The sequence below is a fragment of the Streptomyces sp. NPDC058637 genome (genome assembly GCF_042717325.1).
GTDB lineage: Bacteria > Actinomycetota > Actinomycetes > Streptomycetales > Streptomycetaceae > Streptomyces.
In genome coordinates this window covers 123107-148059 of record NZ_JBHXRD010000002.1, presented here as the reverse complement: position 1 = coordinate 148059, position 24953 = coordinate 123107, and the positions used below count along the sequence as shown (strand labels likewise).

Here is a 24953-nt window from a genome sequence, read left to right as displayed (position 1 = left end):
TCAGTTCTCCAGCACCGCGCGCAGGTCCCACAGGGCGCGCCAGGTGGCCGATCCCTGTTCCGCGCGCCTGCGCACCGGCCCGTCCCAGTACCCCAGCAGCCGTGCCGCGTCGGCGGGGTCGTCCTTCCGGACGACGCCGAGCAGATGGCCGGGCAGGAGGGAGAGCACGTCCCGGTCGCCGGGGAAGTAGGCGGCGGCCAGGCCCATGGAGCCCGCGACGGAGACCGCCTCCGCCGTGCTCATCACCGTGGAGGGCCGCTCCACCTCCCAGCCCTCCAGGGAACGGCCCTCGCGCAGGTCCCGGAAGGTGGTGACAAGGGCTTCGAGAACCGCGTCGTCCACCTGGTAGTCGGCGCCCACGCGTTCGACGGCCGCCCGCGACTGACGCCGGACGAGCGCGGTCTCGGCGTCCACGTCTCCGATGGGCCCCACCGTCTCGAAGTTGAAGCGCCGCTTCAGGGCGGCGGACATCTCCGAGACGCCCTTGTCCCGAAGGTTGGCGGTGGCGATGAGGGTGAACCCGGGGGCCGCGTGCACCTGGGCGCCCTCGCTGCCCGCGAGTTCGGGGACCGCGATGCGCCGCTCGGAGAGCAGGGACACGAGGGCGTCCTGGACCTCCGGCAGGCAGCGGGTGACCTCCTCGACGCGGGCGACGGCCCCCCGGGTCATGGCGGCGAGTACCGGGGAGGGCACCAGGGCCTGCTCGGTGGGGCCCTGGGCGAGCAGCAGCGCGTAGTTCCAGCCGTACTTGAGCTGGTCCTCGGTGGTGCCCGCGGTGCCCTGTACGGTGAGCGCGCTGGTCCCGCAGACGGCCGCCGACAGCAGCTCGGAGAGCATGGACTTGGCGGTGCCGGGTTCGCCCACGAGGAGGAGTCCGCGCTCTCCCGCAAGGGTGACCACGCACCGTTCGACCAGGGCGCGCTCGCCGACGAACTTCTGCTCGATCGTCAGGCGGGGCGGCACCCCGGCTCCGGGCAGGGCGCCCTTCGGCAGGCTCAGTGCCTCGCCCGCGCTGCCCATCACGAAGGTGACGACGGCGCGCGGGGTGAGCAGCCAGCCGGGCGGCCGGGGCCCGGAGTCGTGGGCGGCGAGGAAGGCCAGTTCGGTGGCGTACCGGTCCTCGGGTGGTGTGACCTGGCGGTGCTCCCGGACGGGTGCCTTCGCCTGGTCGGGGACGCGGCCCGTGGAGGTGCTGTCCGTGGTCGTGGTGTCGTTCGTCATCGGCGGCGGCCCTTCCGGGGTGCGCGGGTGTCCAGTTCTTCGAAGGCGGGGGCGTCGCCTTCGCGGACCCGTGCCCAGGCCGCTGCGAACAGGGCGGGCACGGGGAGGTGGGGCAGCGTCCGGGTGGACCCGGCCACGGGGTACAGGCGTTCCTTCCAGGTCTCCAGCGGCAGTCCGGGGGCGCCGCGTTCGAGCCAGCCGCAGGGGAGGAACAGGGTGCGGCCTGCGCGGGAGCGCTTCGCCTCCACGACGAGGTCCGTGGCGGCGAGTTCCGCCCGGGCCTTCTTGACCCGTGCGGGCTTCCACTCGGTCCAGCGGACGCAGTTGCGGTCCGTCGGGTCCGGCAGGGCGAGCAGCATCAGGTAGAGGGCGGCGGCGTCCGCGCTCAGACCGAGGGCGTCGACGGCGTCGGCCACCAGGTCCGGCACCGCACGCGTCGGGTCCTGGGCCGGGTGGTGCGGGGAGCCGTCGGGGGCGCCCGCGGAGGCCGGCTCGTCGGTCTCCTCGCCCAGCAGTGCGCGCAGGGCGAGCAGATCGGCGGTGCTGTGACCGCCGACGGTGCCCTCGACAAGGCCGAACGCCGGGTCGTCGGGGCCTGCCAGGCCGGCCGGGCGGATCAGCAGCTTCTCGTTGCTGCCGTGACCGGGGGCGAGGAGCAGCGCCGTGCCGGCCCTGACCAGGCCGTCGGCATCGGCGCCGCCGGACTCGGGGAGCCCGTGGGCGGCGCGGATCACGGGGCCGATCGAGCCGCCCGACTCGGTCCAGTCGAGACCGAGGTCCAGCACCAGGTCCGGATCGGCGAGACGGCCACGCAGGGCCGCGAGCCCGACGGGCAGGTGTGCCCGCAGGGGGTGACCGTACGGCAGTGTGTAGGCGAGGGTGTGCAGGGCGGTCAGGGCCGAGGAGACCGCACCGCGTGCGGCCACCCGGCGCAGGCCCGGGCGACCGGTGCCGTCCTGGACATCGGTGCCGTGGGCGAGCCATTTCCGGGATCCCGCGTTGAGGATCAGCTCGACGGCGCCCGGGGAGGTGCCCGACAGGTCGAGATCCAGTTCCTCGGGGACGCGGACGAGGGAGGCCAGGCGCTTGTGCCAGACCTCGGCGGCTGCCCCGGTGTCGGGGCCCGTGGACCACAGCTCGGCCGGGTCCGCGGGCAGCAGTGCTCCCAGCAGGGCGTGCCGGTCGTCGCGGGGCAGGGCGTCCAGCCCGGCCTGGGCCGCCTCAAAGGCACGTGTCTTCACTCCGAGCAGCGCGAGCGCCTCCGCGCCGGACTCCTCGACGGCTGCCGACAGCAGGGCGACGGACTGGAGGGGTCCGATGCCGGTGGCCGTGTGGAACGCCTCGGCGGCCTCCGGACGCCAGGGTGCCGGGCCCTTCTCCCGTACCAGGGCGGTGAGCCGGGTGAGCCGGTCACGGGCGATGCCCTGCCGGTGGACGTGCTCGTGGTCCAGGGTGAAGCCGGGGACGGGGCCGAAGGCGCCGGTCGGGTCGTGGTCCAGGGCGAGCCAGCATTCCGCGTCGTTCCGGGGGTTCCGGCCGCGGTTGGCGAGGATCACTACGGTGCGGGCGCCCCTGCGCAGCACCTGGCCGAGGCGGTGCACGGCCTCGGGTCGTCCCGGCCCGGTCGTACCTCCGGGGATCGGCTCGACGAGTTCCACCTGCCGGACCGTGCCCGCCGGGTCGGCCAGCGGGCCTGCGGCGAGGGTTTCCAGGAACACGAGCAGACCGGTGCGGTGCTCGGGCGAGGTGGCCGACGAGGCGGCCCGGTAGGCCAGTTCGGGCAGGTGGTCGAGGAGCGGGGCCCAGGTCAGGGAGTCACCGGGCACGGTGTACTCGTCCCGCTGCCAGCCGTCCACGGAGGTGAACGGGGCCTTGGACCATATGGGTGGGCCGAACGCCGGCTCGCCGCCGAGGACATGGTTGACGGCGAGGAGTTGCCGGATCACGGTCCACCGTCTCCCGCTGCCACACCAGCCGCGCATCCGGACTGAGTTCAGGGCGGAGGCGGTCTGCAGGGTCCTGTCGTCGCCGTGCTCGGGCTCGTGTTCGAAGAACATGCCCTGGGTGCGCGCGGTGTTCCGGGGGGTGGCCGGCTGCACGGGCTGGGGCGGTTCCAGGTACCGGGCAGCCGCCACGGCCCGGTCCACCGCGTTCCGCACGAGCGCGGTGACGCCCGCGAGGAGCCGTGCGTCGGACACCTCGGGCAGCACCCGCGCGACGGCCTCCTGGCTCAGCTCCCACGACGAGGGCCCGGTGTACTCCTTGACGGCCCGGAACGCCTCCAGGTGCCGGGCGACCGCGGCGGCGACCTCCTGGAACAGCTCCCCCGCCCGGGTGTCCGTCAGGTTCCGCAGGACGTCGGAGCCCCGCTCGTCCCTCGGGCGCAGGGCGTGCCAGTAGGCGAGGGGAGGCACGTAGGGGGTGCCTGCCGCGTCGTTCCCACCGGAGGAGTCGAGGGTGACGGACCACAGCGTGCCACCGGTGCCGTCCGTGTCCGCCGGGTGCGCCTCGACGGAGCGATGGCGCAGGGCCACGACCGGCCGCGACCCGCCGGGGAGGGTGAGGGCGCCGAACGGCACCGGGGAGCCGCCGCCGGGCAGCGGGTCCGGCAGGGTGACCGTGTGGCCGTCGGGGGTACCGGCGACGATCCGGTGCCCGTCGGCCGGGGTGGCCGTGCCGGGCTCGTCGACCGTGCGGCGGACCCAGCGGCCGAGGACCGTGCCGTCCGTGCCGAACGGGGTGGTCTCCAGACCGGGCTGGAGGGGCAGCACCTGGCAGTGCTCGGCGAGCAACCGGGTGCCGTCCCGCACCCCGGAGCGGAGGAAGGCGGGGAGGGATGCGCGGCCGTGCGTGCCGGCGGCCGGGTCGTACTCCAGCCACACCCGTTGTGTGCTCTGGTGGCCCTCCCGCCAGTGACCGGTGCCGTCGGAGATGACGGCGTGCTGAGGCGGGAGGGAGGTGTCACCCGCGTGCAGGGCCTTGCCGCCGGTGGCGCGGCCGCCGCCGGGCAGCGGCAGGCAGACCTCGTCCGAGGGGCCGGAGCCGCCCCAGCGGGGGATCTGCTCGCCGCCGACGGTGAACACCTCGGCGGGGCGGTGCGACCAGTAGCCGCGCTGCTTGCCGTCCTCCCACCAGATGACCAGCAACTCCCCGTCGACGTAACGGAAGGCGAGCGTCCGCCAGTGGTCGACAGTGGTGGGCACCCGCAGGGTGTGCCGCAGCAGTACGCCTTCGGGGCCGACGACGACGGCCCGTTCGAGCGTGTTCAGGATCAGCGCGGGCCAGGCGCCGGTGACACCGACGTTCTCCGACCGGTGGCGCCGCTGACGTGCGGCGGCCTCTGCGGCCAGTTCGGCGTAGGTCTCGTCGAGCGCGGGCCAGCCCAGTTCGTCGAGGACGCCGGTACGCAGGGTGGAGGCGAGCAGCGGCACGACGTCGTGGCCCTCGAGGAGTCGTACGGCCTCCGGGGCGACGTCCGCGATCACGGTGCGGAACAACGAGAGCCTGTTGAGAGCGGTCTGCAGCCCGGGGAGCCCTCGCGCGGCGGTGTACTCCTCGGCGCAGACGGTCAGCCACTCCCGCAGGATCCCGGAGAGCACCGGGTGCGCCGCCAGCATCGCCATGCCGGCGTCACTCAGCCGCTGGCCGTGTCCGTCGCCGAGGGCACCGACGCTTCGGCGCAGGAGGGCGCGGAAGACCGGCCGTTCGGCGACGGCGGTGAGATCCCGTGCGCCGGGGGTGGTGTCGGTGAGCCACGGGCCGAGCGGGGCACCGGAGGACCGTGCGGTGCCCGTGTCCTGATGGTCCGGCTCGGCGACGGGGACGCCGGAGGCCAGGCAGAGGTCGAGAAGGTCGAGGTCGGCGGTGCGCTGCCAGCGGCCCTGGAACAGCTCGACCGGGCGCCCGTCGGCGCGCAGCCGGTCCGCCATCCGGGTGGCCAGGTCGAGGGTCTGCGGGCTGCGGCCCGGGGTGACCCGGTTGCGCCGGCGGTACGCCTCCCAGCGGGCGAGCCAGTCCGCCGGGGAGACGGACGGGTCCGAGGGGGCGGTGGAGCCGGAGGGGGTGTCGTCGGAGCTGTCCGGGAGGGCGGTCAGCAGGTCCTCGGCGCCGGACTCGGCCAGCAACGCGAGCCAGCCGGGTTCGCCGTCCGTGTCCCTGCCGCTCTCGCTGAAGGTCTCCGGGAAGAAGCCGAGGAGCCGGGCCCGCACGGCCGTATCCCGTCGAGCGAGGGTGATGAGCGCGGAGCGGTAGGTCGCCCAGAAGGAGGAGGGGGCGCGGACGACTCCCGGGGAGCCGATCAGGTCGGCCACCAGCTCGCGTTCGGCGGCCTCGCGGTCCAGCCCGGCGGCCTTGACCAGCGCGCGCACGTCCTGCGGCAGAGCCGCGTAAGGCGGCATGCCGGCCGCGCAGCGCTCGACGAGCAGACGGCGGAACTGTGCCCAGGCATCCGCCGGTGCGAGCCGGGCCACCAGGTCCCGCACGTACTGCCGCAGCGCTTTGACGGTCAGTGCGCCGGCGAAGGCGAACTCCAGGAAGACGGCCCGCTGCCGGTCCTCGTCCACGACCAGCCCGTGCACCCGCTCGGCCTCGCGGGCCTTGCCGAAGAAGGAGGCGGCGTAGGTGGTGTTCTCGGCCTGGAGGAAGAGGCGTGCCACCTGCTCGTAGTAGGTGGGAAGGAAGTGGGGCACGGCCCGGCCGAGCCGCGTGCCGAGTGCGTCGAAGCCCTCCTTGGCCGCTCCGGCGCGGGTCCTGGCCTGCCGGCCCAGCCGCTCGATGTCCTTGACCAGGGCGAGGGCGTGGTGCCCGTTGGCCGGGTCGTTGACCAGCGCCCAGGCAGGGAAGCCCAGTGTCTCGCGGCGCACCTGGCCCACGACGGGGGCTGCTGCGGTCCGGGCCAGCCCGAGGAACTCCAGGGCCAGGTCCTCGGCTTCGCCGAGGGTGCCTGGCACGAGCCGGACCACGGGGCGGTCGCCGAGCGCGGTGTGCGTGTAGGTGCGGGCGGTCAGGGCGTCGGCGTCGTCCCGGTCGGTGGTGCCGACCGGGAGGATCGTGCCCGCGTCGAGCAGGGCCGCCGCGCGGGCCTCGGCTGCGGGGGTGGAGTTGCTCTCGCCGTCGGCCTGGGCAGGGAGGAAGGCCGCGCCCTCCGCCGTCGTGTTCGCGTCGGTGTTCGTCGTCGTGGTGCTCATGCCGCCTGCTCCTCGTCCGCCACGTCGCGGCCGGCGTAGAGCGCCGCCGCCATGCGCATGCCCTCGGACCACGCGACGGGGCCGACCTCGGCGGCCGTCAGCGTGCGCCCCGCGGGGTCGGTCCAGCCCAGAGAGCCCGTCTCGGTGCCGTACTCGTCGTATCCGTCGTGCTCGCCGATCCAGATGCGCGCCTCGGTGGTGGCGCCGTCCTCGACGACCGGGCAGACCGCGTATCCGCCGCGTGACCGGTACCCGAGTTGGGTGACGCGGCCGTGCAGGAAGCGCAGTTCCTTGAACACGCCGCCGGCGTAGGTGTCCACGGACGTGGTGTCCGGGGCGAGGCCCGGCGGGCGCCGCCACACCTCGCGGAACAACTGCTCCACGTTCTGGCGCACTTCCAGTTCGACCGCGAACTCGCGCAGCTCGTCGAGGTCGTCGAGGAGGACGGGGTGGGGCACGCTGACGACGTCCGGGGTGATGCGCACCGTGTCGCCGTCCAGGTCGACGAGGCCGAGACCACGGTCGGGGTCGACATCGCGCAGGAACCCGGCGACTCCACCGTCCACGCCGGTGACCACCACGTCCCGCAGGGCCGCCTGCCACGCCGGGTCGGGCCAGACCCGGGCGAGCACGGCCGTGGGGACGGGCAACGAACGCACCATCCACTGCTCGACGTCGGTCAGGCACCGGTGTTCGTGCCGTTCCAGCCACTCGGTCAACTGCCGGAGTCCGACGACCGCCGGGTCGTCCTTCAATCTGGCCGGGACGGACTTCAGCCGTCGGCCCTTCCCGTTGCGGCAGACCACCTTGCCCGCCTCCAGAGCGACTTCGTAGTCGCCTGCCGGAACCCACCCCATGCGCTGTTCTCCCCGTTGTTCCGGACGGCCGCCGACCCGGCGGCACGCTGATGAAACCCGCCGACGGCAACGCACCGTGACGAGTGGGAGAGACTCTAGGCGCCGCCAGTGACAATGAGGCCGGGCCCCCTCCGCTTCGCCGTCCGGGGCCGCACCCGGAAGGGATCGCCCGCCCGTACCCACCGTCCCGCCGAGGCGGGTGAGAGGGTGGCCGTGCACTACGCGGCCCACCGAGTCGACGGAATCACGACAGCACGGGCACCTCCGTCCGGGACAGCACAGCCGGGCAGGGCCCGCCCACAGGCTCCGACACGTGCGACCGCCGACCGCCCGAAGAACCGGCCCGCGTAGGCACCACCGCGTCCCCTCCCCCGCATCCCGTCACCGTGAGCGCACGCGTCGGGAAGCACGGAGGGAACATCGCCCGAGGCCCACGCACCCGGGCAGTCGTGCGGCAGACGGCGCCACGGGATGCCGGTCCGGTTCGCGTCGCGGACCGCGTCCAGCAGGCCGCGCAGGTCGTGATCCGCCGGCCGGCCGATGTCCGGCCCGCGGACTCGGTGCCCGGACCTCCAGGTGGCGAGGACCGGCCCGGCCAACTCCACCGGGCATCGGTTGGATCGCCGGGGCGACGACGACGGTCGGGCATGATGTGTTCCGGTGCGGCGTCGCCGGTTGAGATGGTGCCCTCGGTGAGGAAGGGTCTGTGGTCATGGAGTACTTCTGCTACCACCGAGACCGGCCGGGTTCCCTCGCGCTACGCGAGGAGTTGCTGGAGGAGCACCGGTCCTACATGGACCGGTACGCGAAGGAGCTGATCGCTCGCGGTCCGACCTTCGCCGATGACGGTGAAACGCCCACCGGGAGCGTGCATATCGTCGATCTGCCCGATCCCGCCGCTGCCCGTGCGTTCGCCTTCGACGAACCCAACTACCAGGCCGGTGCGTACCGGGACGTGCTGCTCCGCCGGTGGCGGAACGTGCTGGGGCGCACCATGTGGGATTTTCCCGGTGGCCGGAGCGGTGGCAACCGGTACCTGGTGCTCGGCTTCGGCGAGGGCCCGGCCGCAGACCTCGTCCTGCCGCCCGACCAGGACGAGCTGATCGCGTACGGTCCGCTGCTGTCCGACGAGGGCTACACATGGCTGGGTACGGCGGTGCTGCTCAGGGCCCCGGACCCGGATACGGCACGCGCCGTCCTGACTCCGGGCCGGTACGCGGACATCGAGGTCCACGACTGGGAGTTCGGCGGGCGTCGATGAACCACGAAGGCATCGGGCCGACGCCGTCTCCGGAGCCCATCGATCCGGGACAGGAGCGATGACGGCGGCGATGCGGGCCGTTCCCCTGGTGGGCGGGCCGGTGGAGGTACGGGGTGCGCTGGACCTGGAGACCACAGCGGCAGGGGTGTTGCCGCGCCGGTTGCCCGCGTGGACCAGAGAGCAGTACCAGGACCCGTCGGTCTACGGAGTGACCATGATGCCGTCGGGGGTGCGGCTGGTGTTCCGCACCGATGCGCGCGTGTTGGAGTTCGAGGTACTCACCTCCACCGGCCGGCTCGACTCCGACCCTCACCCCGGCCCGACCGGGATGCTGGAGTTGTTGGTGGACGGCGCCCTGGCCGGGCGTCGGCAGGCGCCGGTGGGCAACGTGATGCTGATGGCGGGCAGCGGGGCCGTACGGCAACTCATCCCGGGCAGGCCCGGGACCGTACGGTTCGCCGGGCTGCCGGCCGGTATGAAGAACGTCGAGCTGTGGCTTCCGCAGCAGACCCCCACGGAACTGGTGGCCCTGCGCGCTGACGGCGACGTGCTGGAGCCTCTGCCGGACGGGCGGCGCCGCTGGGTGCACCACGGCAGTTCCATCAGCCACTGCGTCGAGGCCGACGGCCCGACCGGGACCTGGCCGGTGGTGGCAGCCGCGCTGGGAGGGGTGGAGGTGATCAACCTCAGCCTGGCGGGCAACGCGCTGCTGGATCCCTACGTCGCCCGGACGATCCGCGACACTCCCGCCGACCTCATCAGCCTGAAGGTGGGCATCAACATCGTCAGCCTGTCCGCCTTCCGGCTGCGGACGTTCGGCCCGGCGGTACACGGGTTCCTGGACACGATCCGGGACGGTCACCCGGACACCCCGCTGCTGCTGATGTCCCCGGTGAGCTGTCCGGCCCTTGAGCACGTTCCCGGCCCTACCGAGACCGGACCGGACGGGAAGCTCGCTGCCCTGGGCGACCCGGCCGCTGTGGCCGGGGGCGCTCTGTCGCTGACGGTGGTCCGTGCCGAGCTGGCCCGGATCGCTGCGGCGCGACAGACGTCTGATCCCCACCTCCACCATCTCGACGGACGAGCCCTGCTCGGCCCGGACGAGGCAGACGATCTGCCCGACGGCCTTCACCCCACCGCCGCCGCGTACCGCCGAATGGGCAAGCGCTTCGCCGCCCACGCCTTCGCGACCGACGGCCCCTTCCGCTGTCGGCGGGACCGGACCACGGGCAGGGCGCCGTAGCGGCCGGTTACGGCGGGGGCCTCCACCATCAGGTCGGTCTCAAGACCCGTCCTGAACTCTCCGCACGCCCGTGCGCCGCTGCCCGGTGACCGGTGCGTCGATCAGGGCGGTGCCCCAGCGTGGTGCCGATGCGGGCAACTGCCGGCACCTTCCTCTTGCGCACACCAGGGCCGCCCAGGGGAAGACTCGACCCGCCGGGTCTCCTTTCACCTGCTGAGGGGAACACGTGGTTCATGACCACACCACATGAACTCCCCGGCATGGCCGAGTCCTATTGGATGGCCACATCCCCAGGCACTCGGTGGCCGACGCTGGACACCGACACGACGGCGGACGTCGTCGTGATCGGCGCGGGTATGGCCGGACTGAGCACCGCTTGGGAACTGACCCGGGCCGGGCGGAACGTGCTCGTGCTGGAAGCGGACCGCATTGTCGCCGGGGTTTCCGGCTACACGACGGCGAAGCTCACCGCGGCGCACTCCCTCGTCTACGAGCGGCTGCGCCGTACGCGCGGGAAGGACGGCGCGCGTTGGTACGCCCACTCCCAGCAGGCGGCGGTGGAGCGGGTCGCGTCAGTGGCGGCGGAACTGCGTATCGACTGCGACTTCGAGCGCTCATCGGCTCTGACTTTCACCACTGACCCGCGGCAAAGCGCCACATTCGAAGCCGAGGCCGACGCCGCCGCGGAAGCGGGTCTGGACGCCGACTTCGTGACGGAGACGGACCTGCCGTTTCCCGTACCCGCAGCGGTGCGCGTCGCACACCAGGCGCAGTTCCACCCGCGCAAGTACCTTCTGGGCCTGGCCCACGACATCACCGCACGCGGCGGTGTCATTCGCGAGCGAACCCGCGTGACGGGCCTTTCCGAGGGCAGTCCGTGCAAGGTGACAACCGAGCGGGGCGTGAAGATCACGGCGAAGGACGTAGTCATCGCCACGCATTACCCCGTCTTCGACCGGGCGCTCCACTTCGCCCGTCTGTCACCGCGCCGTGAACTGGTCGTCGCCGCCTCCCTTCCCGCCTCCGAGGCACCTGAGCACATGTACATCACGGACGACATGGGGAAGCGATCGGTCCGTACCGCACCGCTCGGCGAGGGCCGAAGGCTGCTGATCGTCACGGGCGAGAGTTTCACGCCGGGCTCGGGTGACAGCCGCGAGCGGTTCCTGCGGCTGGACGGATGGATGCGCGAACACTTCTCTGTCGGCGACACGGAGTACCGGTGGGCGGCCCAGGACAACGACGTGAGCGACGGCGTGCCGCTGGTCGGTCTCTTCCATCCGGGCGCACGACATGTGTACGTGGCGACCGGATTCGGCGGCTGGGGCATGAGTGGAGGCGCCATGGCCGGACAGCTGCTGGCGTCCACGCTCACCGGTGCCGAACCCGAGTGGGCAGGGCTGTACGACCCGCGCCGGCTGTGGAGCACCCTCCGTGAGGGCACGGCCTTGCTGAAGCAGCAGGCCGAGGTCGCCCGGCACTTCGTGGGTGACAGGTTGAAGACCACGCACGTCGACTCGGTCGCGGAGATCGCACCGGGCTCCGGAGCGGTCGTACGGGTCGGGGGCCGCCGCTGCGCCGTCTACCGCGACGAAAGCGGTTCAGCCCATGCGGTGTCGGCGCGCTGTACCCATCTCGGCTGCCTCGTCGCCTTCAACGAGGCGGAGACCGCTTGGGAGTGCCCCTGCCACGGTTCACGGTTCGGCATCGACGGCGAGGTACTGCACGGCCCGGCACTGCGCCCGCTGCCTCACCGCAGCATCTGACCACAGCCGGCGGACAGCGACACGGAGGACGCGATCCGGAGCGGCCGTGAGCTACGAAGGGTGAGGGCCTCTGCTCGTTCTCGCCAGGCGCGCGCCCATCTCTGCCGGCCTGCCCGGTCTACGGCCCGTCTGGGCCCGAGCAGCGGGCCCTCGTCCTCCGTCCTGTCCGCCGCCCCCGTGCCGAGGCACGCCGGCCCGCGCCAACTGTCGAACGCTGCTGCTACAAGAGGACGCCGAGCCGCCCGCAGCACCGTCCGACGCCAGCGGCGGACCGTGCTGCGGGCGGCTCGGCGACGACGACCATTCGGCCGGTACGCGTGAACGCACGCTCGCCACGATCGGAGACAGCTGTGTTCGACAGCACCTCGCCCCTCCTGCCGCAGGGAAACGACGGTGTTCCAAGGCCCCGAGGCGGGCGTACGCGCGCCATGAGGGCGCCGGTGCCACGCAGACGGCACCTTTAGCCGGTGTCCGGCAATACGCGGCTTGAAGCCTCCTGAATTCGTACGTCCTAGACGGGTTCCGGAACGAAGGGGAGAAACTCGTCCGCGCCCTGTTGCACGACGCCGTAGCTGCCTTCTGGCACCTCGTTCCAGACGCCCGGCAGGTCTCCCAGCGGCTCGGAGACCACGAGGCGGGTGTCGTCGGACACCCCTCTGAGGAAGTCGAGATCCGGGTGGAGGGCTCGCACCGTGTCTGCGCGGTTGCTGCAGAACAGCGATCTCGAAGCCCTGCGGCTCGAATAGCGGAACGACCACAGTCGCTCTCCGTCGGCCACTGCGACTGTCATCTGGAGCGGATACTCAACCCCCTCCTCATGCCCCAACCGCTCCACGAGCCCCGCCATTCTCGCCACCGCGACTGGAACGTCCTGATCGAGTCCGAAGGTGATCGCCAGATAGAACATCACCTCCGAGTCCGTCGACCCCTCCAACGCCGAGAAGAGCACTGGATCGATGGCCAGGGAGAGAGGGCGTCGCAGACGATGAAAGTCCGCGATCGCCCCGTTGTGCATCCACATCCACCGGCCGTGCCTGAAAGGATGGCAGTTGGTCTGTTGAATTGCAGCACCTGTCGACGCCCGCACGTGCGCGAAAAACAATGGCGAACGCACATGGTCCGCGATTTCCCGCAGGTTCCTGTTGTTCCACGCAGGCCCGGTTTCGCGAATAACTGCAGGAGTGGCACTGTCCTGGCTGTACCAGCCCACGCCGAAGCCGTCACCGTTCGTCGTCTCAACCCCCATACGCGAGTGGAGGCTCTGATCAATCAGCGAGTGCTCAGGTGTGTACAGCAGATCACTGAGCACCACGCTCGACCCGGAATAGGCAAGCCATCTGCACACGGAAATCGCTCCTTCCCAGAAGGTCACACGAGCCGACGGGCGCGTCGAAGCGTCACGGCCTCCCTCCGCCTGTCCTGACCACGCTACCGAGTCCTCGGCAGCGCCGCCCGGCCGCCGACCGAAGGAGCTTCGTCTCCGGGACCCCCGCACGACCCGCGCAAACCTGGCAAAGGAGAGCACGAGGTACTTTCTCGCGCCCACGGAAGGGATAGCAGAAGACCCCGGATAAACAGACCTCGGCACCTCATGTCGCACCGGGAGCGGCTACCGCACCAGGAATATCAAAGCCTCGGAAGATTTTTCGAAACTTACGCCTGCATGCCGCGCGGTTACTTCCGGAAATGGAATATTTCGGCGGCCTCGCGCCGACGACGCCTGACGGCCGAGACGGACCGGTCCCTGCGCCGCACTGCGCGGCAAAGTACCCTAAATAACCGCTTTGTCGACATTCACGACGTCAGTAGTCGTCCACTTCCCGCCTCCTGACGCAGAAGCCGGAATAAGAGAGGGAGAGCCGGGTAGCCGCTGCACCGGCAGACCTGAAACTCGGGGAAGGGAAAGATCGTGATGTCGACATCTCTGTCTGCGCAGGCGTCGGCTACCGACACCGGTCAGGCGGCGCTCCCGGACATCGCCGATCCGCTGGCCATCGCGCCGAAGGACGCGCGCGCGATCAGCAAGCTGTTCTTCGACCGACTGCGGACACTCGAAGAAGGCACTGCGGAATACCAGTACGCGCGCAACACCCTGATCGAGATGAACCTGTCGCTGGTACATTTCGTGGCTGCCCGGTACCGCAACCACGGCAACGGTGAACTGGAAGACATAGTCCAGGTGGGGACCGTTGGCCTGATCAAGGCCATCGACCGCTTCGAGCTCTCCCGTGAGGTCGAGTTCACCTCCTTCGCGATCCCGTACATCAGCGGTGAGATCAAGCGGTTCTTCCGGGACACCACCTGGTCCGTGCATGTTCCGAGGCGTCTGCAGGAGCTCCGGGTCACCCTCGCCAGGGCGAAGGAGGAACTGGCCACGACCTCGGCCCAAGAGGTCACGGTCGCCGATCTCGCCGATCACATACAGATCAGCGAAGGGGACGTCATCGAGGGCCTCATCGCGGCCAACGGCTACACCGCGGACTCCCTCGACGTGCCCGCCGACACGGCCGAGAGCAGCTCCGGCGCGGGGATCCGCACCTATGCCGATCTCACCGGTGACTGCGACCCGAGGATAGAACTCGTCGAGAACCTCCGCTCTCTCGCTCCTTTGATCGATGCCTTGGACGACCGCGAGCGGGCCATCGTTCAGATGCGCTTCGGGCAGGAGCTGACCCAGGCTCAGATCGGTGACCGGCTCGGTCTGTCCCAGATGCATGTCTCACGCCTGCTCAGCCGAATCCTCAGGAGGCTCCGCGAAGGCATCCTCGCCGAGGACTGACCCACACCCGCCCGTTCGGAGTCGCCGGCGCCCTCTTCGCGCCTGGCGCATGAACTTCTGCTCCATTGGCCTGGAAGGGATGAGAGGGCGGCGCCGGACGGCAGCCGGCACGACATAGGTTTACCGCGGAGGGCGGAGGACACGACTGAGCGTGCGTTCCTCCCGTCGCACACTGGTTATGGATCGATGCGAGGAGCCCGAGTGTCTGTGTCAGGTGCGGAGCAGGTGGTCCCGGTCGCGGGTATGCCGTGCTGGATCAACCTCATGGTCGACGACCTCGCCGCCGCGCGGGCCTTCTACACGGCGGTACTCGGCTGGGAGTTCCGCAGGAGTTCCCTGGGAAGTCAGTTCGTTGTCGCGTCGGCCGAGGGGCTGCCCGTCGCGGGCATGGGTGAGCGGCGGCCCGGACTCGCTCCGGCCTCGGAGTGGACGCCGTACTTCGCAGTGCGCGATGCCGATGTGACGGCGGCCCGGATCCGGGAGCGAGGTGCGACCCTCGCAGTGGGCCCCATCCCGCTGGGCCAGGGGCGTGCTGGACTCGCCGCCGACCCGGACGGGGCCGCATTCGGCTTCTGGGAAGGCCCCGCCCTGGCGTGGGTGCCGGGCGAGGAAGGCGCCCCCGCTCGCCTCGACCTGCAGACCCGTGACGTGTTCGACGCCGCGAAGTTCTACGGGGAAGTCTTCGGCTGGGCGACGGAAGCGAGGATCGACGTGACATATCGCCGTCACCACGTCGGTGTCGAAAAGGACGACCGCCCCGCCCTCTCCCTGCGTAGCGGCGGCTCACCGAGTGCTGAACAGGCGCAGCTCCGGCCCCGCTGGCTTGTGAACTTCCCCGTTGACGACGTCGAACGCGCCGTCGATGCCGCGATCAAGGCCGGAGGGACCAGACCCCGGCTGCCGGCGGCCTCCTGGGCACCGAAGGGGTTCTCGCGGACTCTGCAGAGCCCGGACGGCGGTCTGTTCACGCTCAGCTATCGCAACAGCTGAGGAACGGGGGACCGACCGGGTCCCGAGCGGATCGGACACGCATCGATCAGACCGGGTGCCGCGAGGCGGTGTCGTCGAAGTGTCGCAACCACGGCGTGGTTCCTGTCAGCCACGTGCTCAAGAGTGCGGCCACGGTGGTGGAGATCAAGGGCGGGATTCTCTCCGCCTCCTGCGTCCACGGACTGATCGACACTCCTGGCCGGCTCGAACAAGGCCGCGTGCTCGTGAAGCACAACCTCGGCGGTCACCGTGTGCGGGCCGTCGTGCCCAGGAAGTACACGCGCCTAAGGGTACGGAAGGCGTCCCACGGTTCGCTGCCCCCCGACTCGAAAGAGGATCGCGACTTCATCCGTCCGCTGCCGCCCAACCGTCGGTGGGGCGGCCCTGACTGGACGACCGCACGTTGCTCCACGGAGTCATGTGGAAGTAGCGAGCCGGGGCCGTCCGGCGGGGGCCCCGGAGCGACAGGTCACCGAGTTTCGTGGGAGAGAAGAGTGCCGAGGGGGCCGAGGTCCAGGTTGAGGTCCTCGCGGCGCAGACCGTGCAGCTCACAGAGTTGCGTCATCCGCTCGTCGAGGAGCATCAAGGTGGTCCCCACGCTCTCCTCCTGTTCCTCTGTCAGCTCTCCGCTGTCGAAGCGGCGGACCGCCTGGCGTTCCATGAGCTGCCTGAGAAGCTCCACGACCGTCAGCACCAGCGAGGCCAGATCACGGCCCACATTGTGCGGATCGATGTCCACTCGGGCGTCGTTCACAGGGGCCCGCTGTCGGCCCACGGTGCGGGTACGCGCTCGCTCACGGAGGCCAGCAGGGCGTGCAGTGAAAGCCGGACCAGTGGTACGTCCGCGATGGCGATCACGAGATCCCCGCTGATGACGACGCCCGTACCGAGCACCCTGTCGAGCAAGTCGACCAGAGGGACTCCGATGGGGGCCATGGCTTCCGGGCCCTGCCACGGAACGGGGCTACGGTTGCCGTGCAAGATCTTCTCCATCCGTGAACGAGTAGGGGGCCCAGGGCCCCGACACCTCGATCTCCATGCCATCGAAGTCCGGGGACGTACGGAGCCGTCCGATCGTGGCCGCCAGCTCCTCGCTCCTGTCCTCGGCGATCAGGCAGGCGAGGTTCATCACCTGAATGCGGTCCTTGCCTGTGACCTCGGGTCCGTGCGGACGGCGCCGGACCGTGCCGACCGCCAGCCCCCGTACCGCGCCGTCCACCTGATCGGCGGCTGCCAGAGCGCTTTCCCGGTGCGATTCGCGCAGCTTCTGTCGGCTGCGGAGGCTCTTCATATACGCACGGCCCGAAGCCTGTTGAGGCCCGGGTGGGGTATCCACGGGCGGCATACCGGGTGAGGTCGGCGCGGCGGCCCGCGCCAGAGTGTCGGAGTGCGTCATGTAGACCTTGACGGCCCACTCTGCCCGCCCGGCGACCTGGTCCAACACCTTGCGAAAGCGCTCCTGGTTTTCCCGGAGGGCGGCACCGGCCCGCTCGTCATCGAGATAGAGCGTGGCCAGCGGCAGCGGGACTGTGGGGCCGCCCGCGGCAGCGGCGGTGATGACGTCATGGTGGATCCGCGCGCAGTACTCGAGTTCGGCGGCGTCCGCGAGCCGGTCGCGCAGGGCCGCTTCGGAGAAATCCGCCGCCGGCACGTCCTGTACCACCGCGCACAGCCGGCCGACCGTCAGCAGTCGCACCGGCCCGCCTCCGGCATGCCCGGAGAAGACGGAGGCGAGATCGCCGGAGCGGTCAGCCAGGCAGACCGCGAAGGCGTAGGTGACGGTGGAGGCGATGCTGTCCGTCGAGCAGGGCGAGGGGTGGGGGGGCACGGTCATCGGCGAGGCCATTCCCTTCTGCTACCGATCTGCTGGGGACTCCCGCGGTGCTGAGTGGTGCCGACCTCCTGCGGGTCGTCGCCCTCCAGAGCCTCGATCCGCTCGCGCAGCCGCTGATTCTCCTCGGACAGGGCGTCGCGTGCGGCGCGTGAGGAGAGGGCCGGGTCGGTCTCCCACCAGTCGATGCCTGCTTTCTTCGCTGTCTCGACGGACGAGATGAACAGACGCAGACGAATGGTCAGCAGTTCGATGTCCAGAAGGTCGATCTTGATGTCACCGGCGATGACGATGCCTTTGTCCAGAACCCGTTCCAGGATCTCGGCCAGATTGGCCGTAGCGGGCGGGTGCGACCGGGGCTCTGAGCTCCAACTGTTCAGTTCCGTCATGGTGCGACTCCAGGTACCGGCGACTTCCTGTCGAGAATGTCAAGCAACCGCTCCTCCTCGCGTTCGAACCGTGGGAGGTCGATCTCGCCGTCGTCCAGGGCACGGTTCAGCTCGGCAAGCTGTGCGCGGATCACCGATGGGTCGTAGAGTTCCGCCTCCGCCGCGTCGATGAGCCGGTCGGAGATCCAGACCACTCCACGTACCGGTGCCAGGGGAAGGAGAAGGACACCGGAGAGCAGCCCCATGTCAGGCCCTGGCCGGGACGGGTTCGGGAACCACGAAGCTGTAACAGGGCAGAGGTCCGTTGACCCGCAGGTCGAGGCGGTCCGTATGGACCGCGGCGAACCGCTCGGCGACACCGCGGAAACGTCCTTCCTCACGGCGGGGCACGAGGAAGGACGCGTTCAGGACACATCCTTCCACCTCCGGCCCGGAGCACGTGTCGTCGGCGATTCCCGCGAATTCGGCCGGCAACCGGGCCGCCGCCACCGCGGCCCTCCGCCGCAGGCCTGCCGCCACGGCCTCGCCGAGGCGGACGTTGGCCTCGTAACCAGGGTGACGGCGTGCCTCCTCGCGAATCCCCCGGACGACCGGGTCCTCACGGATCAGCGCGGCCAGGTTGTCCTGCACCGGCGTGATCTTGATGTTCATCTCGATACGGGAGTCCAGCCGCTCCAGAACGGCGGCGTGCTCGCTTCCGTGGGTGGCCACGCCCGCCAGCAGCGTGGCCTCGTCCGGTGCCACCATGCCGAAACGCATCGGCAGCACGGGCCCGGTTTCGGCCAGCGCCATGAGCAGACCCTGATGCGCCATCAAGTCGCGTCGCCGGGCCCGGAGCCCCGGGTACGCGGCGCTGACCACGACGGCGAGATCCTCGACCGGCAGCAGCCGCACCGGTGCCGGCGGCTCGCCCACACCCACGGCACCTGGAGGAAGTCTGTGGGAGCCGCCCACGATGCCGTACACGTAGATGCCTGAAGCAGTCATGGGTCAGCGATCCTCTTCGTGACGGCGGGTTCGTCCGCTCGCGGTGCTCTTGGAGCGGGAGGACGTCTTGGACCTGCGGGGTCGTTCCTCCTCCTGCTCCTCCTGCTCGTCCTCGTCGTCCCCGCCGACACCTACGGCCTTCCTGACCTTGTCGCCCACGGAATGCGCGGCCTTCTTCGCCCCGGCCTTGTCGGCGCTTTTCGTCAGGCCGCCGCCGAACAGTTCGGGCACCGTCCTGCTCCCCGCGTCGTTCTCCAGATCCAGCCGGTTGCACGCTTCGGCGAACCGCAGGTAGGTGTCGACGCTGGCGACCACGATGCGTGCATCGATCTTCAGGATCTCGATGCCGACCAGGGACACCCGCACGAAGATGTCGATGACCATTCCGCGGTCGAGGATGAGCTCCAGGACGTCATAGAGGCTGCCGGCACGCGGAACGCGGACAACCTCCTCACTGTATGTACTCAAGGGATGACCGTCTCTCGGGATTGGCTCCGGTGCCGGGCGCTCACGTGTCCGCCTGACCACGGCGATAGCGACGCACTCTGCGGTACTGCAGCAGCGAGCCGTCCTCGTCGATGTCCACTTCGTACGTGGCGAGCAGGCTGGTGGTGTCAGGGATTCGCGGGAGCTCGAGCACGTCGACGTCGACGTGCCATCCCTCGTCGGTCCGCGAGACAGCGGAGACGCCTTCGGTCTTGTGTCTGATCAGCCTCGCCAGGCTCTGACACGCACGTTCGGCCGCCTCCTCCGCTCCTCTCAGGTGCTCCTTGCCCGCAGAGGTACGGGTGGTTCGAGAGGTCCGGGCACGCCCGGCATGCTGCTCTGGCATGTTCGCCAGTCTGCTGACCCTCCGACCGTGCCGCACCTGGTGAGCAGCCGAATGGGGTGCCACCGGAATCCGCACGAATGGCGGCTTGCCGGAGCCCGGAGGACATTGGGATGAGAGTGCGCACCGCAATGGCGGTCGGCGCTCGCCGCAGAACACAGCGCCTTGCCACTCGCGGACACTTCCCCTCTCTTTTCTGGAGGATCTCCGATGGCCAGCACCGACATCAGCGGCAACACCCCTCTCAGCCCGGGCGGCGCCGGTGCGGGACCCCGCGGCACGACCACCGTCGCCGACAACGTCGTCGCCGTCATCGCGGGCATCGCGGCCCGGGAGACCGACGGGATCTACGCGCTGGGCGGCGGCGCTTCGCGGAAGCCGGGATCGCTGCGGGGCAGGGTGTCGAGGTCGTCCGACCCGAGCAAGGGCGTCGAAGTCGAGGTCGGGGAGGCCCAAGCCGCAATCGACCTGGACGTCATCGTGGAATACGGCGAACCCGTCGGGGACGCCGCGAAGGAGATCCGAAGCCGTGTGACGGACGCGGTGGAGACGATGACAGGTCTGGAAGTCGTTGAAATCAACATCAACGTGCTCGACGTCCATCTTCTCGGATCGGATGACGAGGGCGACGACGAGGACAGCAGCACTCGCCGGAGTGAGCGAGTCCTCTAGGGACACTCCCGTCGTCCGAAGAGCACGTAGCCCCCATCCCCCAGCATTTCGAGGCACTCATGGAAAGCAATAGGAAAGTCGCTCTCGCCACCGCAGTGGCGGCTGGCTACGTCCTTGGCCGGACCAAGAAGGGGAAAGCAGCCCTCGGTGTCGCCTCCCTCGTCATGGGACAGCAACTGCCCATGAATCCACGGGAGCTCGTCACCCTGGGCGTCCGCAAGCTGGCCGAGAACCCTGCCGTAGCACCCCTGGTGGAGCAGGCGCGAGGTGAAGTACTGAATGCCGGTCGTACGGCGCTGTCGGCAACGGCGAACCGTCACCTCGAAGCCGTCGCCGGTGCCCTCCAGCAGCGGACCGATGCCCTGCTCGCAGGGCCGGACGAAGAGGACAACGAGGAAGAAGATTCTGAGGCAACCTCCGACCTTGAGGAGGGTGAGGACGAGACCGAGGAGGAGCCGGAGGAGGAAGAGCCGGAGGAGGAAGAGCCGGAGGAAGAGGAGCCGGAGGAAGAGCCGGAGGAGGAGGAGCCGGAGGAAGAGGAGCCGGAGGAAGAGGAGCCGGAGGAAGAGGAGGAGCCGGAAGAGGACGAGCCGGAGGAAGAGGAGCCGGAGGAGGACGAGGAGCCGGAGGAGGAGGAGGACGAAGAGCCGGAGGAGGAAGAGGAAGTCGAGGAGGAGGAACCTCCTCGCCGTCGACCGGCGAAACGTCAGGCGGCAAAGAAGACGCCCGCGAAGAGGGCCGCTGCCAAGAAGCCGCCGCCGAAGAGGGCCGCTGCCAAGAAGCCGCCGCCGAAGAAGGCCGCAGCCAAGAAGCCGCCGCCGAAGAAGGCCGCAGCCAAAAAGCCGCCGCCCAAGAAGGCCGCAGCCAAAAAGCCGCCGCCCAAGAAGGCCGCAGCCAAAAAGCCGCCGCCCAAGAAGGCCGCAGCCAAGAAGGCCGCGAACCGTAACAGCCGGAAGAGGTAGCTCTTATGGCCAAGCAGCAGGATGACCCCAAGAGCGCGTCCGGCCTGGATCAGGTCAAGGAGCAGTTGTCCGCCTACGTCGGGGCCAAGGGACAGCGGCTGCTCGACTCCGTCGGCGACAAACTCACGGATCTCACGCAAGGCGTTGGGGACGGCGACGACGGAGGCGGGGACGGAGGGCTCCTGAATGTCGGAAAGCGAGTTCTCGGCGGCGAAAGCCCGGTCAAGGCCTTTGTAGGCGAGAAGGCCGGCGCGTTGAAGGACAAGGCCGTGGATTCGGTCAAGAACGCCTTCGGTGGCGGGGGTGGGAAGTCCGGCAGCGCCAAGGTGATCAACATCGTGGAGGCCATCGACGTCGGAAAGCCCCTGCGCGCGGTCTATGACCGCTGGACGGAGATAGAGGAATTCAACTCCTTCACCAAGGGCGTCACCAGTGTGTCCAAGTCGGATGAGATCGAAAGCGACTGGAAGTTGAAAGTGGCTTTCTCCAACCGCAGTTGGAAGGCCACGGTGCAGGAGCAGGTTCCCGACGACCGCATCGTCTGGTCATCCGAAGGCGCCAAGGGGACGACGCACGGTGCCATCACGTTCCACGAACTGGCCTCGAACCTGACCCGGGTCGTCGCCGTAGTCGAGTACACCCCGTCCGGGTTCTTCGAGAAGACCGGCAACGTCTGGCGTGCGCAAGGACGCCGACTGCGCCTGGACCTCAAGCACTTCCAGCGGTACGCCACGCTGACGGACGACGAGGACGTCGAAGGATGGCGCGGCGAGATCCGTGACGGTGAAGTTGTCAGAAGCCACGAGGAAGGGCTCGAGGACGACGAACCGGAAGACGAAGGGCCCGAAGAGGACGACGAGGAACCTGAGGAAGAGGCCTCCGACGACGACTACGACGAGGACGACGAGGACGTAGAAGACCCGGATGCGGAGGAGGACGACGACTACGACGAGGACGAGGACGAGGAAGCGGACGAGGACGAGGACGAGGAAGCGGACGAGGAAGCGGAGGAGGAAGCGGACGAGGACGAGGACGAGGAAGCGGAGGAGGAAGAGGAGGAGGAAGAGGCACGGTGAGCGACATCCGGCCGATGCACTGATGAGGCGTCGGCCACCGGTGCGCCGCGAATCACCGGTCCGGACCGGTAACCCGGCCGCCCTCCGGCACGCAGGTGTGACCCTCCCCCACGTGACCGGTTTCCCATGCCTCCGAGGACTCGCCACCAGCAGGCATCGTGCCTGTGACCGCCGCCCGGCTTGTCAGCCGGGCGGCGGTCCTTGTTCTCTGCGGCCTTGGCCTCAGGGGCGCAGCAGGGTCCTGATCATTCCGTCCCGCTTCGCCTGGAAGGCGGCGTACGCCCGGGGCGCTTCCTCCAGTGGCAGGTGCTGGGTGGCGAAGCCGTCCACGCCGAGGACGTCATCGTCGGTGAGCGACGGCAGGATGTCCGGTACCCAACGCCACACGTTCGCCTGGCCCATCCGGAACTGGAGCTGCTTGTCGAATATGCGCAGCAGCGGCAGTGGGTCCATGGCTCCGCCGTACACGCCGGAGAGCGAGACGGTGCCGCCGCGCCGTACGATGCCGATCGCCGCGTAGAGCGCGCCGAGCCTGTCCAGGCTCGCCTTACGTGCGTTCTGTCCCGCATGGGGTGGAGGGGGCTCGGCTCACCACTCGACATCAGCGACCAGGGTGATGTCCGCGCCCATGTTCCGGCGCATCATGGTCAGCGCGGCTTCCGCGAGTTCCGGGTGTATGGCGGCCACAGCATCCGTGGGCACGGTCACTCCGACCTGACGGATGTGCGCGTCGAGCGCGGAGTAGAGCACACACTGTTCGGTCACCTGGCCGGTCAGGACCAACCGGTCCACTCCGAGTTCGGCCAGCAGAAGTTTCAAAGGCGTCTCGTAGAAGATGGAGTGTCTGGCCTTCACGATGAACAGGGACTCCGCGTCAGGACGCAGCGGCTCCACGAGGGCGGCATGCGGTTTCGACAGGGCGTGGTCGAGCAGCTCGCCGTGGTGGGAGCGCCACTGACCCCAGTTGTCGTTGGCGTAGATCACCGGAACCCCTTCCCCGCGGGCCCGGTCGAGCAACGACACGATCCCCGGCAACGCCACCTTCGCGGCGGGCAGCAGGAGTTCGGCGTCCTTGTGCTCATAGGTATTGATCATGTCGATCACGATCAGTGCCGATCCGGTCATGCCACCATCTCCTGTGGGTTGCGTCCCGGCGCCCGGCCGACGCGGCGGCAGCCGCCTTTCAGCCTCCGTCGCGCGGCGGATACCCGTCAGCGGGCCTGTTCACCGCTGCCTCGCCACCCGGGCCCAGGGGCCCGGTCGATGCGACGCCCTCGCCCCGCTCCAGGCGCCGCATCATCCGCCGGGAGCGGAGCGTGACCAGCGGCGGCAGCCAAGGACGCGCAAGCCGTACCCCGCGTACCCAGGGCTGGGCGTAGACCACGGCGGAGCGGCGTTCGACACCGCGTATCAGATGTTCCGCGGCCTCCGGCGCCGGATAGGTCCGCGACGCCGGCCACGGCAGCGCCGACCGGACGGCACGCATGGCGCGGGAGGTGTCGCCGGCCCGAATCATCTCCGTGTCCGCCCAGCTCAGATAGGCCACACCCACACCCATGCCCCGGTGTGCCACTTCGGCCCGCAGCACCTGCGCGAAGGACTCGGCGCCCGATTTGGAGGCGCAGTAGGCGCTCATGAGCGGGGCCGGAGCGAGCGCCGCAAGGGAGGAAACCTGCAGGTAGTAGCCCCGGGTGCGAAGCAGGTCCGGCAGGAAGGCCCGTGCCGTCACCGCGCTGCCCACCACGTTCACCTCGATGATCCGCTGCCACAAGCGCGGATCGGAATCCAGGAACGGGCCGGCCGCAGCTATGCCCGCGTTACCGATCAGCACCGAAGGCGAGCCGAACCGGGACCGCACACGCGCGGCTGTCTGCTCCATCGCGGCCGCATCGCTCACGTCGACCACCCATCCCTGAGCAGCACCTTCGGGCAGCTCGGCCGCCGTCCGCGCCAGCTCTCCCTCCTCCAGCCCCAGCAGCGCCACCCGGGCACCGCGCCGCACCAGCGCCCGGGCCATGTGGGCACCGAGGCCCCGGGCGGCACCGGTCACGACCGCCGTCCGGCCGGCGAGGGGGCTGGATACGGACATGGCACCTCACCTCGGTCCAGCAAAACGGACCCGCGTCCATCCAGGATGCCCCGGACCCCGGCGGGTTGCGATCCAGCGGCCCGCTCCCCCGCGCGCGGGTACGTTCCCAGGCCTAGCGTGGGAACCGCAGAAAGGTTCGAAACTTCTGGCGAGGGAGGCACGTATGGCCGTGCGACACCGGTTGATCAGGAAACCTCCCGCGGACGTCTGGGCGGTACTGTCCGACGTCGAGCGGTACGGGGACTGGGTCGTCGGGACGTCCCGGGCCGAGCCGGACGAGGGACGATGGCCGGAGCTGGGGGCGGCTCTGCGGTACGAGGTCAGGATCGGGCCGCTCACCCTTCGGAACCGGACCGTCGTGCGCCGGAGCGAGCCGGTCAGCGTGCTGGAACTGGAGGCGGACAGCGGGCCGCTGGGGACAGCGAGGATCGCGATCGAGTTGCGGCCCTGGGGCGAGCACACACTGATCATCCTCGACGAACACCCACTGCGCGGCGCCGGGGGCGCTCTGCACAACGGCTTGCTGGACCTGGCGCAACAAGTGCGGCACCGGGCGATGCTGAGGCGCCTCGCTCTGCTGTGCCAGGGGGAGGAAGGCGCGGTCCGCACGTCTGCGCGGTGACTTCGCCCGAAGGGGGCCTGAACCGGTAGCGACCTGGACGCGGCGGGCGCTCTGCCGGGCGGGGCGCCGCCCCCATCGAGGACGGAGCAAGCCATGCCGGACGCCGTAGTGGTCGGGGCGGACCCCAATGGGCTGGTCGCGGCGAACCTCCTGGCCGACCGCGGGCTGGAGCGTGGAGGTACTGGAGGCCCGG

The 24953-nt window shown here is 70.0% G+C and carries 23 protein-coding genes and 1 pseudogene; 9 read left to right on the top strand and 15 right to left on the bottom strand.

The features are described 5' to 3' along the window. The 3 genes from ACFWVP_RS02760 to ACFWVP_RS02750 are packed head-to-tail and all read right to left on the bottom strand — an operon-like array spanning position 1 to position 7264. On the bottom strand, positions 1–1221 hold the full coding sequence (locus ACFWVP_RS02760) for an AAA family ATPase (RefSeq protein WP_384493129.1): 1221 nt from the start codon (positions 1219–1221) through the stop codon (positions 1–3). Then, a complete protein-coding gene (locus ACFWVP_RS02755; RefSeq protein WP_384493128.1) occupies positions 1218–6407 on the bottom strand; it encodes a hypothetical protein in 5190 nt (1729 codons plus the stop codon). The genes ACFWVP_RS02760 and ACFWVP_RS02755 overlap by 4 nt, the downstream gene beginning before the upstream one ends. Next, complete coding sequence (locus tag ACFWVP_RS02750) at positions 6404–7264, bottom strand: DUF4132 domain-containing protein (protein ID WP_384493127.1); 861 nt, start codon at positions 7262–7264, stop codon at positions 6404–6406. The genes ACFWVP_RS02755 and ACFWVP_RS02750 overlap by 4 nt, the downstream gene beginning before the upstream one ends. Before the next feature lie 712 nt (positions 7265–7976). Here ACFWVP_RS02750 and ACFWVP_RS02745 point away from each other — a divergent pair. From ACFWVP_RS02745 to ACFWVP_RS02735, 3 genes are all read left to right on the top strand, one after another. Further along, positions 7977–8525 carry a YciI family protein gene (locus ACFWVP_RS02745; protein ID WP_384493126.1) on the top strand — a complete coding sequence of 183 codons (549 nt, stop codon included), beginning with the start codon at positions 7977–7979 and terminating at the stop codon, positions 8523–8525. A gap of 58 nt (positions 8526–8583) precedes the next feature. After that, entirely contained in the window at positions 8584–9768 is a 1185-nt protein-coding gene (locus ACFWVP_RS02740) for a GDSL-type esterase/lipase family protein (RefSeq protein ID WP_384493125.1), read from the top strand. A gap of 233 nt (positions 9769–10001) precedes the next feature. Further along, a complete protein-coding gene (locus ACFWVP_RS02735; protein WP_384493124.1) occupies positions 10002–11534 on the top strand; it encodes an FAD-dependent oxidoreductase in 1533 nt (510 codons plus the stop codon). 511 nt (positions 11535–12045) lie between these two features. Here ACFWVP_RS02735 and ACFWVP_RS02730 read toward each other — a convergent pair. Further along, positions 12046–12879, bottom strand: coding sequence for a class II glutamine amidotransferase (locus tag ACFWVP_RS02730; RefSeq protein ID WP_384493123.1), 834 nt, complete (start codon positions 12877–12879; stop codon positions 12046–12048). 567 nt (positions 12880–13446) lie between these two features. On the opposite strand from ACFWVP_RS02730, the gene ACFWVP_RS02725 reads away from it, so the two are divergent. Next, a complete protein-coding gene (locus ACFWVP_RS02725; protein WP_384493122.1) occupies positions 13447–14313 on the top strand; it encodes a SigB/SigF/SigG family RNA polymerase sigma factor in 867 nt (288 codons plus the stop codon). 207 nt (positions 14314–14520) lie between these two features. Beyond that, positions 14521–15303: a VOC family protein gene (locus ACFWVP_RS02720; RefSeq protein ID WP_384493297.1), complete on the top strand. Its 783-nt coding sequence runs from the start codon at positions 14521–14523 to the stop codon at positions 15301–15303. Positions 15304–15772: 469 nt separating this feature from the next. Here the strand turns inward: ACFWVP_RS02720 and ACFWVP_RS02715 are convergent, their stop codons facing one another. From ACFWVP_RS02715 to ACFWVP_RS02680, 8 genes are read right to left on the bottom strand one after another with little or no spacing between them, the layout of a single operon-like run. Next, entirely contained in the window at positions 15773–16057 is a 285-nt protein-coding gene (locus tag ACFWVP_RS02715; RefSeq protein WP_384493121.1) for a gas vesicle protein K, read from the bottom strand. Beyond that, on the bottom strand, positions 16054–16296 hold the full coding sequence (locus tag ACFWVP_RS02710; protein ID WP_384493120.1) for a gas vesicle protein: 243 nt from the start codon (positions 16294–16296) through the stop codon (positions 16054–16056). The genes ACFWVP_RS02715 and ACFWVP_RS02710 overlap by 4 nt, the downstream gene beginning before the upstream one ends. Further along, entirely contained in the window at positions 16268–17137 is an 870-nt protein-coding gene (locus ACFWVP_RS02705) for a GvpL/GvpF family gas vesicle protein (RefSeq protein ID WP_384493119.1), read from the bottom strand. The genes ACFWVP_RS02710 and ACFWVP_RS02705 overlap by 29 nt, the downstream gene beginning before the upstream one ends. Continuing rightward, positions 17134–17523 carry a gas vesicle protein gene (locus ACFWVP_RS02700; RefSeq protein ID WP_384493118.1) on the bottom strand — a complete coding sequence of 130 codons (390 nt, stop codon included), beginning with the start codon at positions 17521–17523 and terminating at the stop codon, positions 17134–17136. The genes ACFWVP_RS02705 and ACFWVP_RS02700 overlap by 4 nt, the downstream gene beginning before the upstream one ends. After that, a complete protein-coding gene (locus ACFWVP_RS02695) occupies positions 17520–17768 on the bottom strand; it encodes a gas vesicle protein GvpG (RefSeq protein WP_384493117.1) in 249 nt (82 codons plus the stop codon). Before ACFWVP_RS02695 ends, ACFWVP_RS02700 begins: the two co-directional genes overlap by 4 nt. Position 17769: 1 nt before the next feature. Beyond that, on the bottom strand, positions 17770–18510 hold the full coding sequence (locus tag ACFWVP_RS02690) for a GvpL/GvpF family gas vesicle protein (protein ID WP_384493116.1): 741 nt from the start codon (positions 18508–18510) through the stop codon (positions 17770–17772). Positions 18511–18513: 3 nt separating this feature from the next. Next, entirely contained in the window at positions 18514–18978 is a 465-nt protein-coding gene (gvpJ, locus tag ACFWVP_RS02685) for a gas vesicle protein GvpJ (RefSeq protein WP_384493115.1), read from the bottom strand. 40 nt (positions 18979–19018) lie between these two features. Further along, on the bottom strand, positions 19019–19342 hold the full coding sequence (locus tag ACFWVP_RS02680; RefSeq protein WP_384493114.1) for a gas vesicle protein: 324 nt from the start codon (positions 19340–19342) through the stop codon (positions 19019–19021). A 207-nt stretch (positions 19343–19549) separates the two neighbouring features. Here ACFWVP_RS02680 and ACFWVP_RS02675 point away from each other — a divergent pair, with 207 nt between their 5' ends. Genes ACFWVP_RS02675 through ACFWVP_RS02665 form a run of 3 tightly spaced genes read left to right on the top strand, consistent with a single transcriptional unit; the run spans position 19550 to position 22049 of the window. Next, positions 19550–20011 (top strand): Asp23/Gls24 family envelope stress response protein, encoded by a 462-nt coding sequence (locus tag ACFWVP_RS02675; RefSeq protein WP_384493113.1) that lies wholly within the window; start codon positions 19550–19552, stop codon positions 20009–20011. A gap of 59 nt (positions 20012–20070) precedes the next feature. Continuing rightward, positions 20071–20973 carry a histone protein gene (locus ACFWVP_RS02670; protein WP_384493112.1) on the top strand — a complete coding sequence of 301 codons (903 nt, stop codon included), beginning with the start codon at positions 20071–20073 and terminating at the stop codon, positions 20971–20973. A gap of 5 nt (positions 20974–20978) precedes the next feature. After that, a complete protein-coding gene (locus ACFWVP_RS02665) occupies positions 20979–22049 on the top strand; it encodes an SRPBCC family protein (RefSeq protein WP_384493111.1) in 1071 nt (356 codons plus the stop codon). A gap of 222 nt (positions 22050–22271) precedes the next feature. On the opposite strand, the pseudogene ACFWVP_RS02660 reads toward ACFWVP_RS02665, so the two are convergent. From ACFWVP_RS02660 to ACFWVP_RS02650, 3 genes and pseudogenes are all read right to left on the bottom strand, one after another. Next, positions 22272–22595 (bottom strand): annotated as a pseudogene (locus tag ACFWVP_RS02660) (glutathione-dependent formaldehyde dehydrogenase); the annotation flags it as partial. A gap of 42 nt (positions 22596–22637) precedes the next feature. Further along, entirely contained in the window at positions 22638–23174 is a 537-nt protein-coding gene (locus ACFWVP_RS02655; protein WP_384493110.1) for a cysteine hydrolase family protein, read from the bottom strand. 58 nt (positions 23175–23232) lie between these two features. Further along, on the bottom strand, positions 23233–24138 hold the full coding sequence (locus ACFWVP_RS02650; protein ID WP_384493109.1) for an SDR family oxidoreductase: 906 nt from the start codon (positions 24136–24138) through the stop codon (positions 23233–23235). A gap of 163 nt (positions 24139–24301) precedes the next feature. On the opposite strand from ACFWVP_RS02650, the gene ACFWVP_RS02645 reads away from it, so the two are divergent. Beyond that, positions 24302–24760, top strand: coding sequence for an SRPBCC family protein (locus tag ACFWVP_RS02645; RefSeq protein WP_384493108.1), 459 nt, complete (start codon positions 24302–24304; stop codon positions 24758–24760). Positions 24761–24953: the final 193 nt, after the last annotated feature.

Excerpts from the sequence above, each read along its gene's own strand:
- ACFWVP_RS02760 (WP_384493129.1), bottom strand. The coding sequence starts at position 1,221 with ATGACGAACGACACCACGACCACGGACAGCACCTCCACGGGCCGCGTC.
- ACFWVP_RS02755 (WP_384493128.1), bottom strand. The coding sequence starts at position 6,407 with ATGAGCACCACGACGACGAACACCGACGCGAACACGACGGCGGAGGGC.
- ACFWVP_RS02750 (WP_384493127.1), bottom strand. The coding sequence starts at position 7,264 with ATGGGGTGGGTTCCGGCAGGCGACTACGAAGTCGCTCTGGAGGCGGGC.
- ACFWVP_RS02745 (WP_384493126.1), top strand. The coding sequence starts at position 7,977 with ATGGAGTACTTCTGCTACCACCGAGACCGGCCGGGTTCCCTCGCGCTA.
- ACFWVP_RS02740 (WP_384493125.1), top strand. The coding sequence starts at position 8,584 with ATGACGGCGGCGATGCGGGCCGTTCCCCTGGTGGGCGGGCCGGTGGAG.
- ACFWVP_RS02735 (WP_384493124.1), top strand. The coding sequence starts at position 10,002 with ATGACCACACCACATGAACTCCCCGGCATGGCCGAGTCCTATTGGATG.
- ACFWVP_RS02725 (WP_384493122.1), top strand. The coding sequence starts at position 13,447 with ATGTCGACATCTCTGTCTGCGCAGGCGTCGGCTACCGACACCGGTCAG.
- ACFWVP_RS02710 (WP_384493120.1), bottom strand. The coding sequence starts at position 16,296 with ATGGAGAAGATCTTGCACGGCAACCGTAGCCCCGTTCCGTGGCAGGGC.
- ACFWVP_RS02705 (WP_384493119.1), bottom strand. The coding sequence starts at position 17,137 with ATGACCGTGCCCCCCCACCCCTCGCCCTGCTCGACGGACAGCATCGCC.
- ACFWVP_RS02700 (WP_384493118.1), bottom strand. The coding sequence starts at position 17,523 with ATGACGGAACTGAACAGTTGGAGCTCAGAGCCCCGGTCGCACCCGCCC.
- ACFWVP_RS02695 (WP_384493117.1), bottom strand. The coding sequence starts at position 17,768 with ATGGGGCTGCTCTCCGGTGTCCTTCTCCTTCCCCTGGCACCGGTACGT.
- ACFWVP_RS02690 (WP_384493116.1), bottom strand. The coding sequence starts at position 18,510 with ATGACTGCTTCAGGCATCTACGTGTACGGCATCGTGGGCGGCTCCCAC.
- ACFWVP_RS02680 (WP_384493114.1), bottom strand. The coding sequence starts at position 19,342 with ATGCCAGAGCAGCATGCCGGGCGTGCCCGGACCTCTCGAACCACCCGT.
- ACFWVP_RS02675 (WP_384493113.1), top strand. The coding sequence starts at position 19,550 with ATGGCCAGCACCGACATCAGCGGCAACACCCCTCTCAGCCCGGGCGGC.
- ACFWVP_RS02670 (WP_384493112.1), top strand. The coding sequence starts at position 20,071 with ATGGAAAGCAATAGGAAAGTCGCTCTCGCCACCGCAGTGGCGGCTGGC.
- ACFWVP_RS02665 (WP_384493111.1), top strand. The coding sequence starts at position 20,979 with ATGGCCAAGCAGCAGGATGACCCCAAGAGCGCGTCCGGCCTGGATCAG.
- ACFWVP_RS02655 (WP_384493110.1), bottom strand. The coding sequence starts at position 23,174 with ATGACCGGATCGGCACTGATCGTGATCGACATGATCAATACCTATGAG.
- ACFWVP_RS02650 (WP_384493109.1), bottom strand. The coding sequence starts at position 24,138 with ATGTCCGTATCCAGCCCCCTCGCCGGCCGGACGGCGGTCGTGACCGGT.
- ACFWVP_RS02645 (WP_384493108.1), top strand. The coding sequence starts at position 24,302 with ATGGCCGTGCGACACCGGTTGATCAGGAAACCTCCCGCGGACGTCTGG.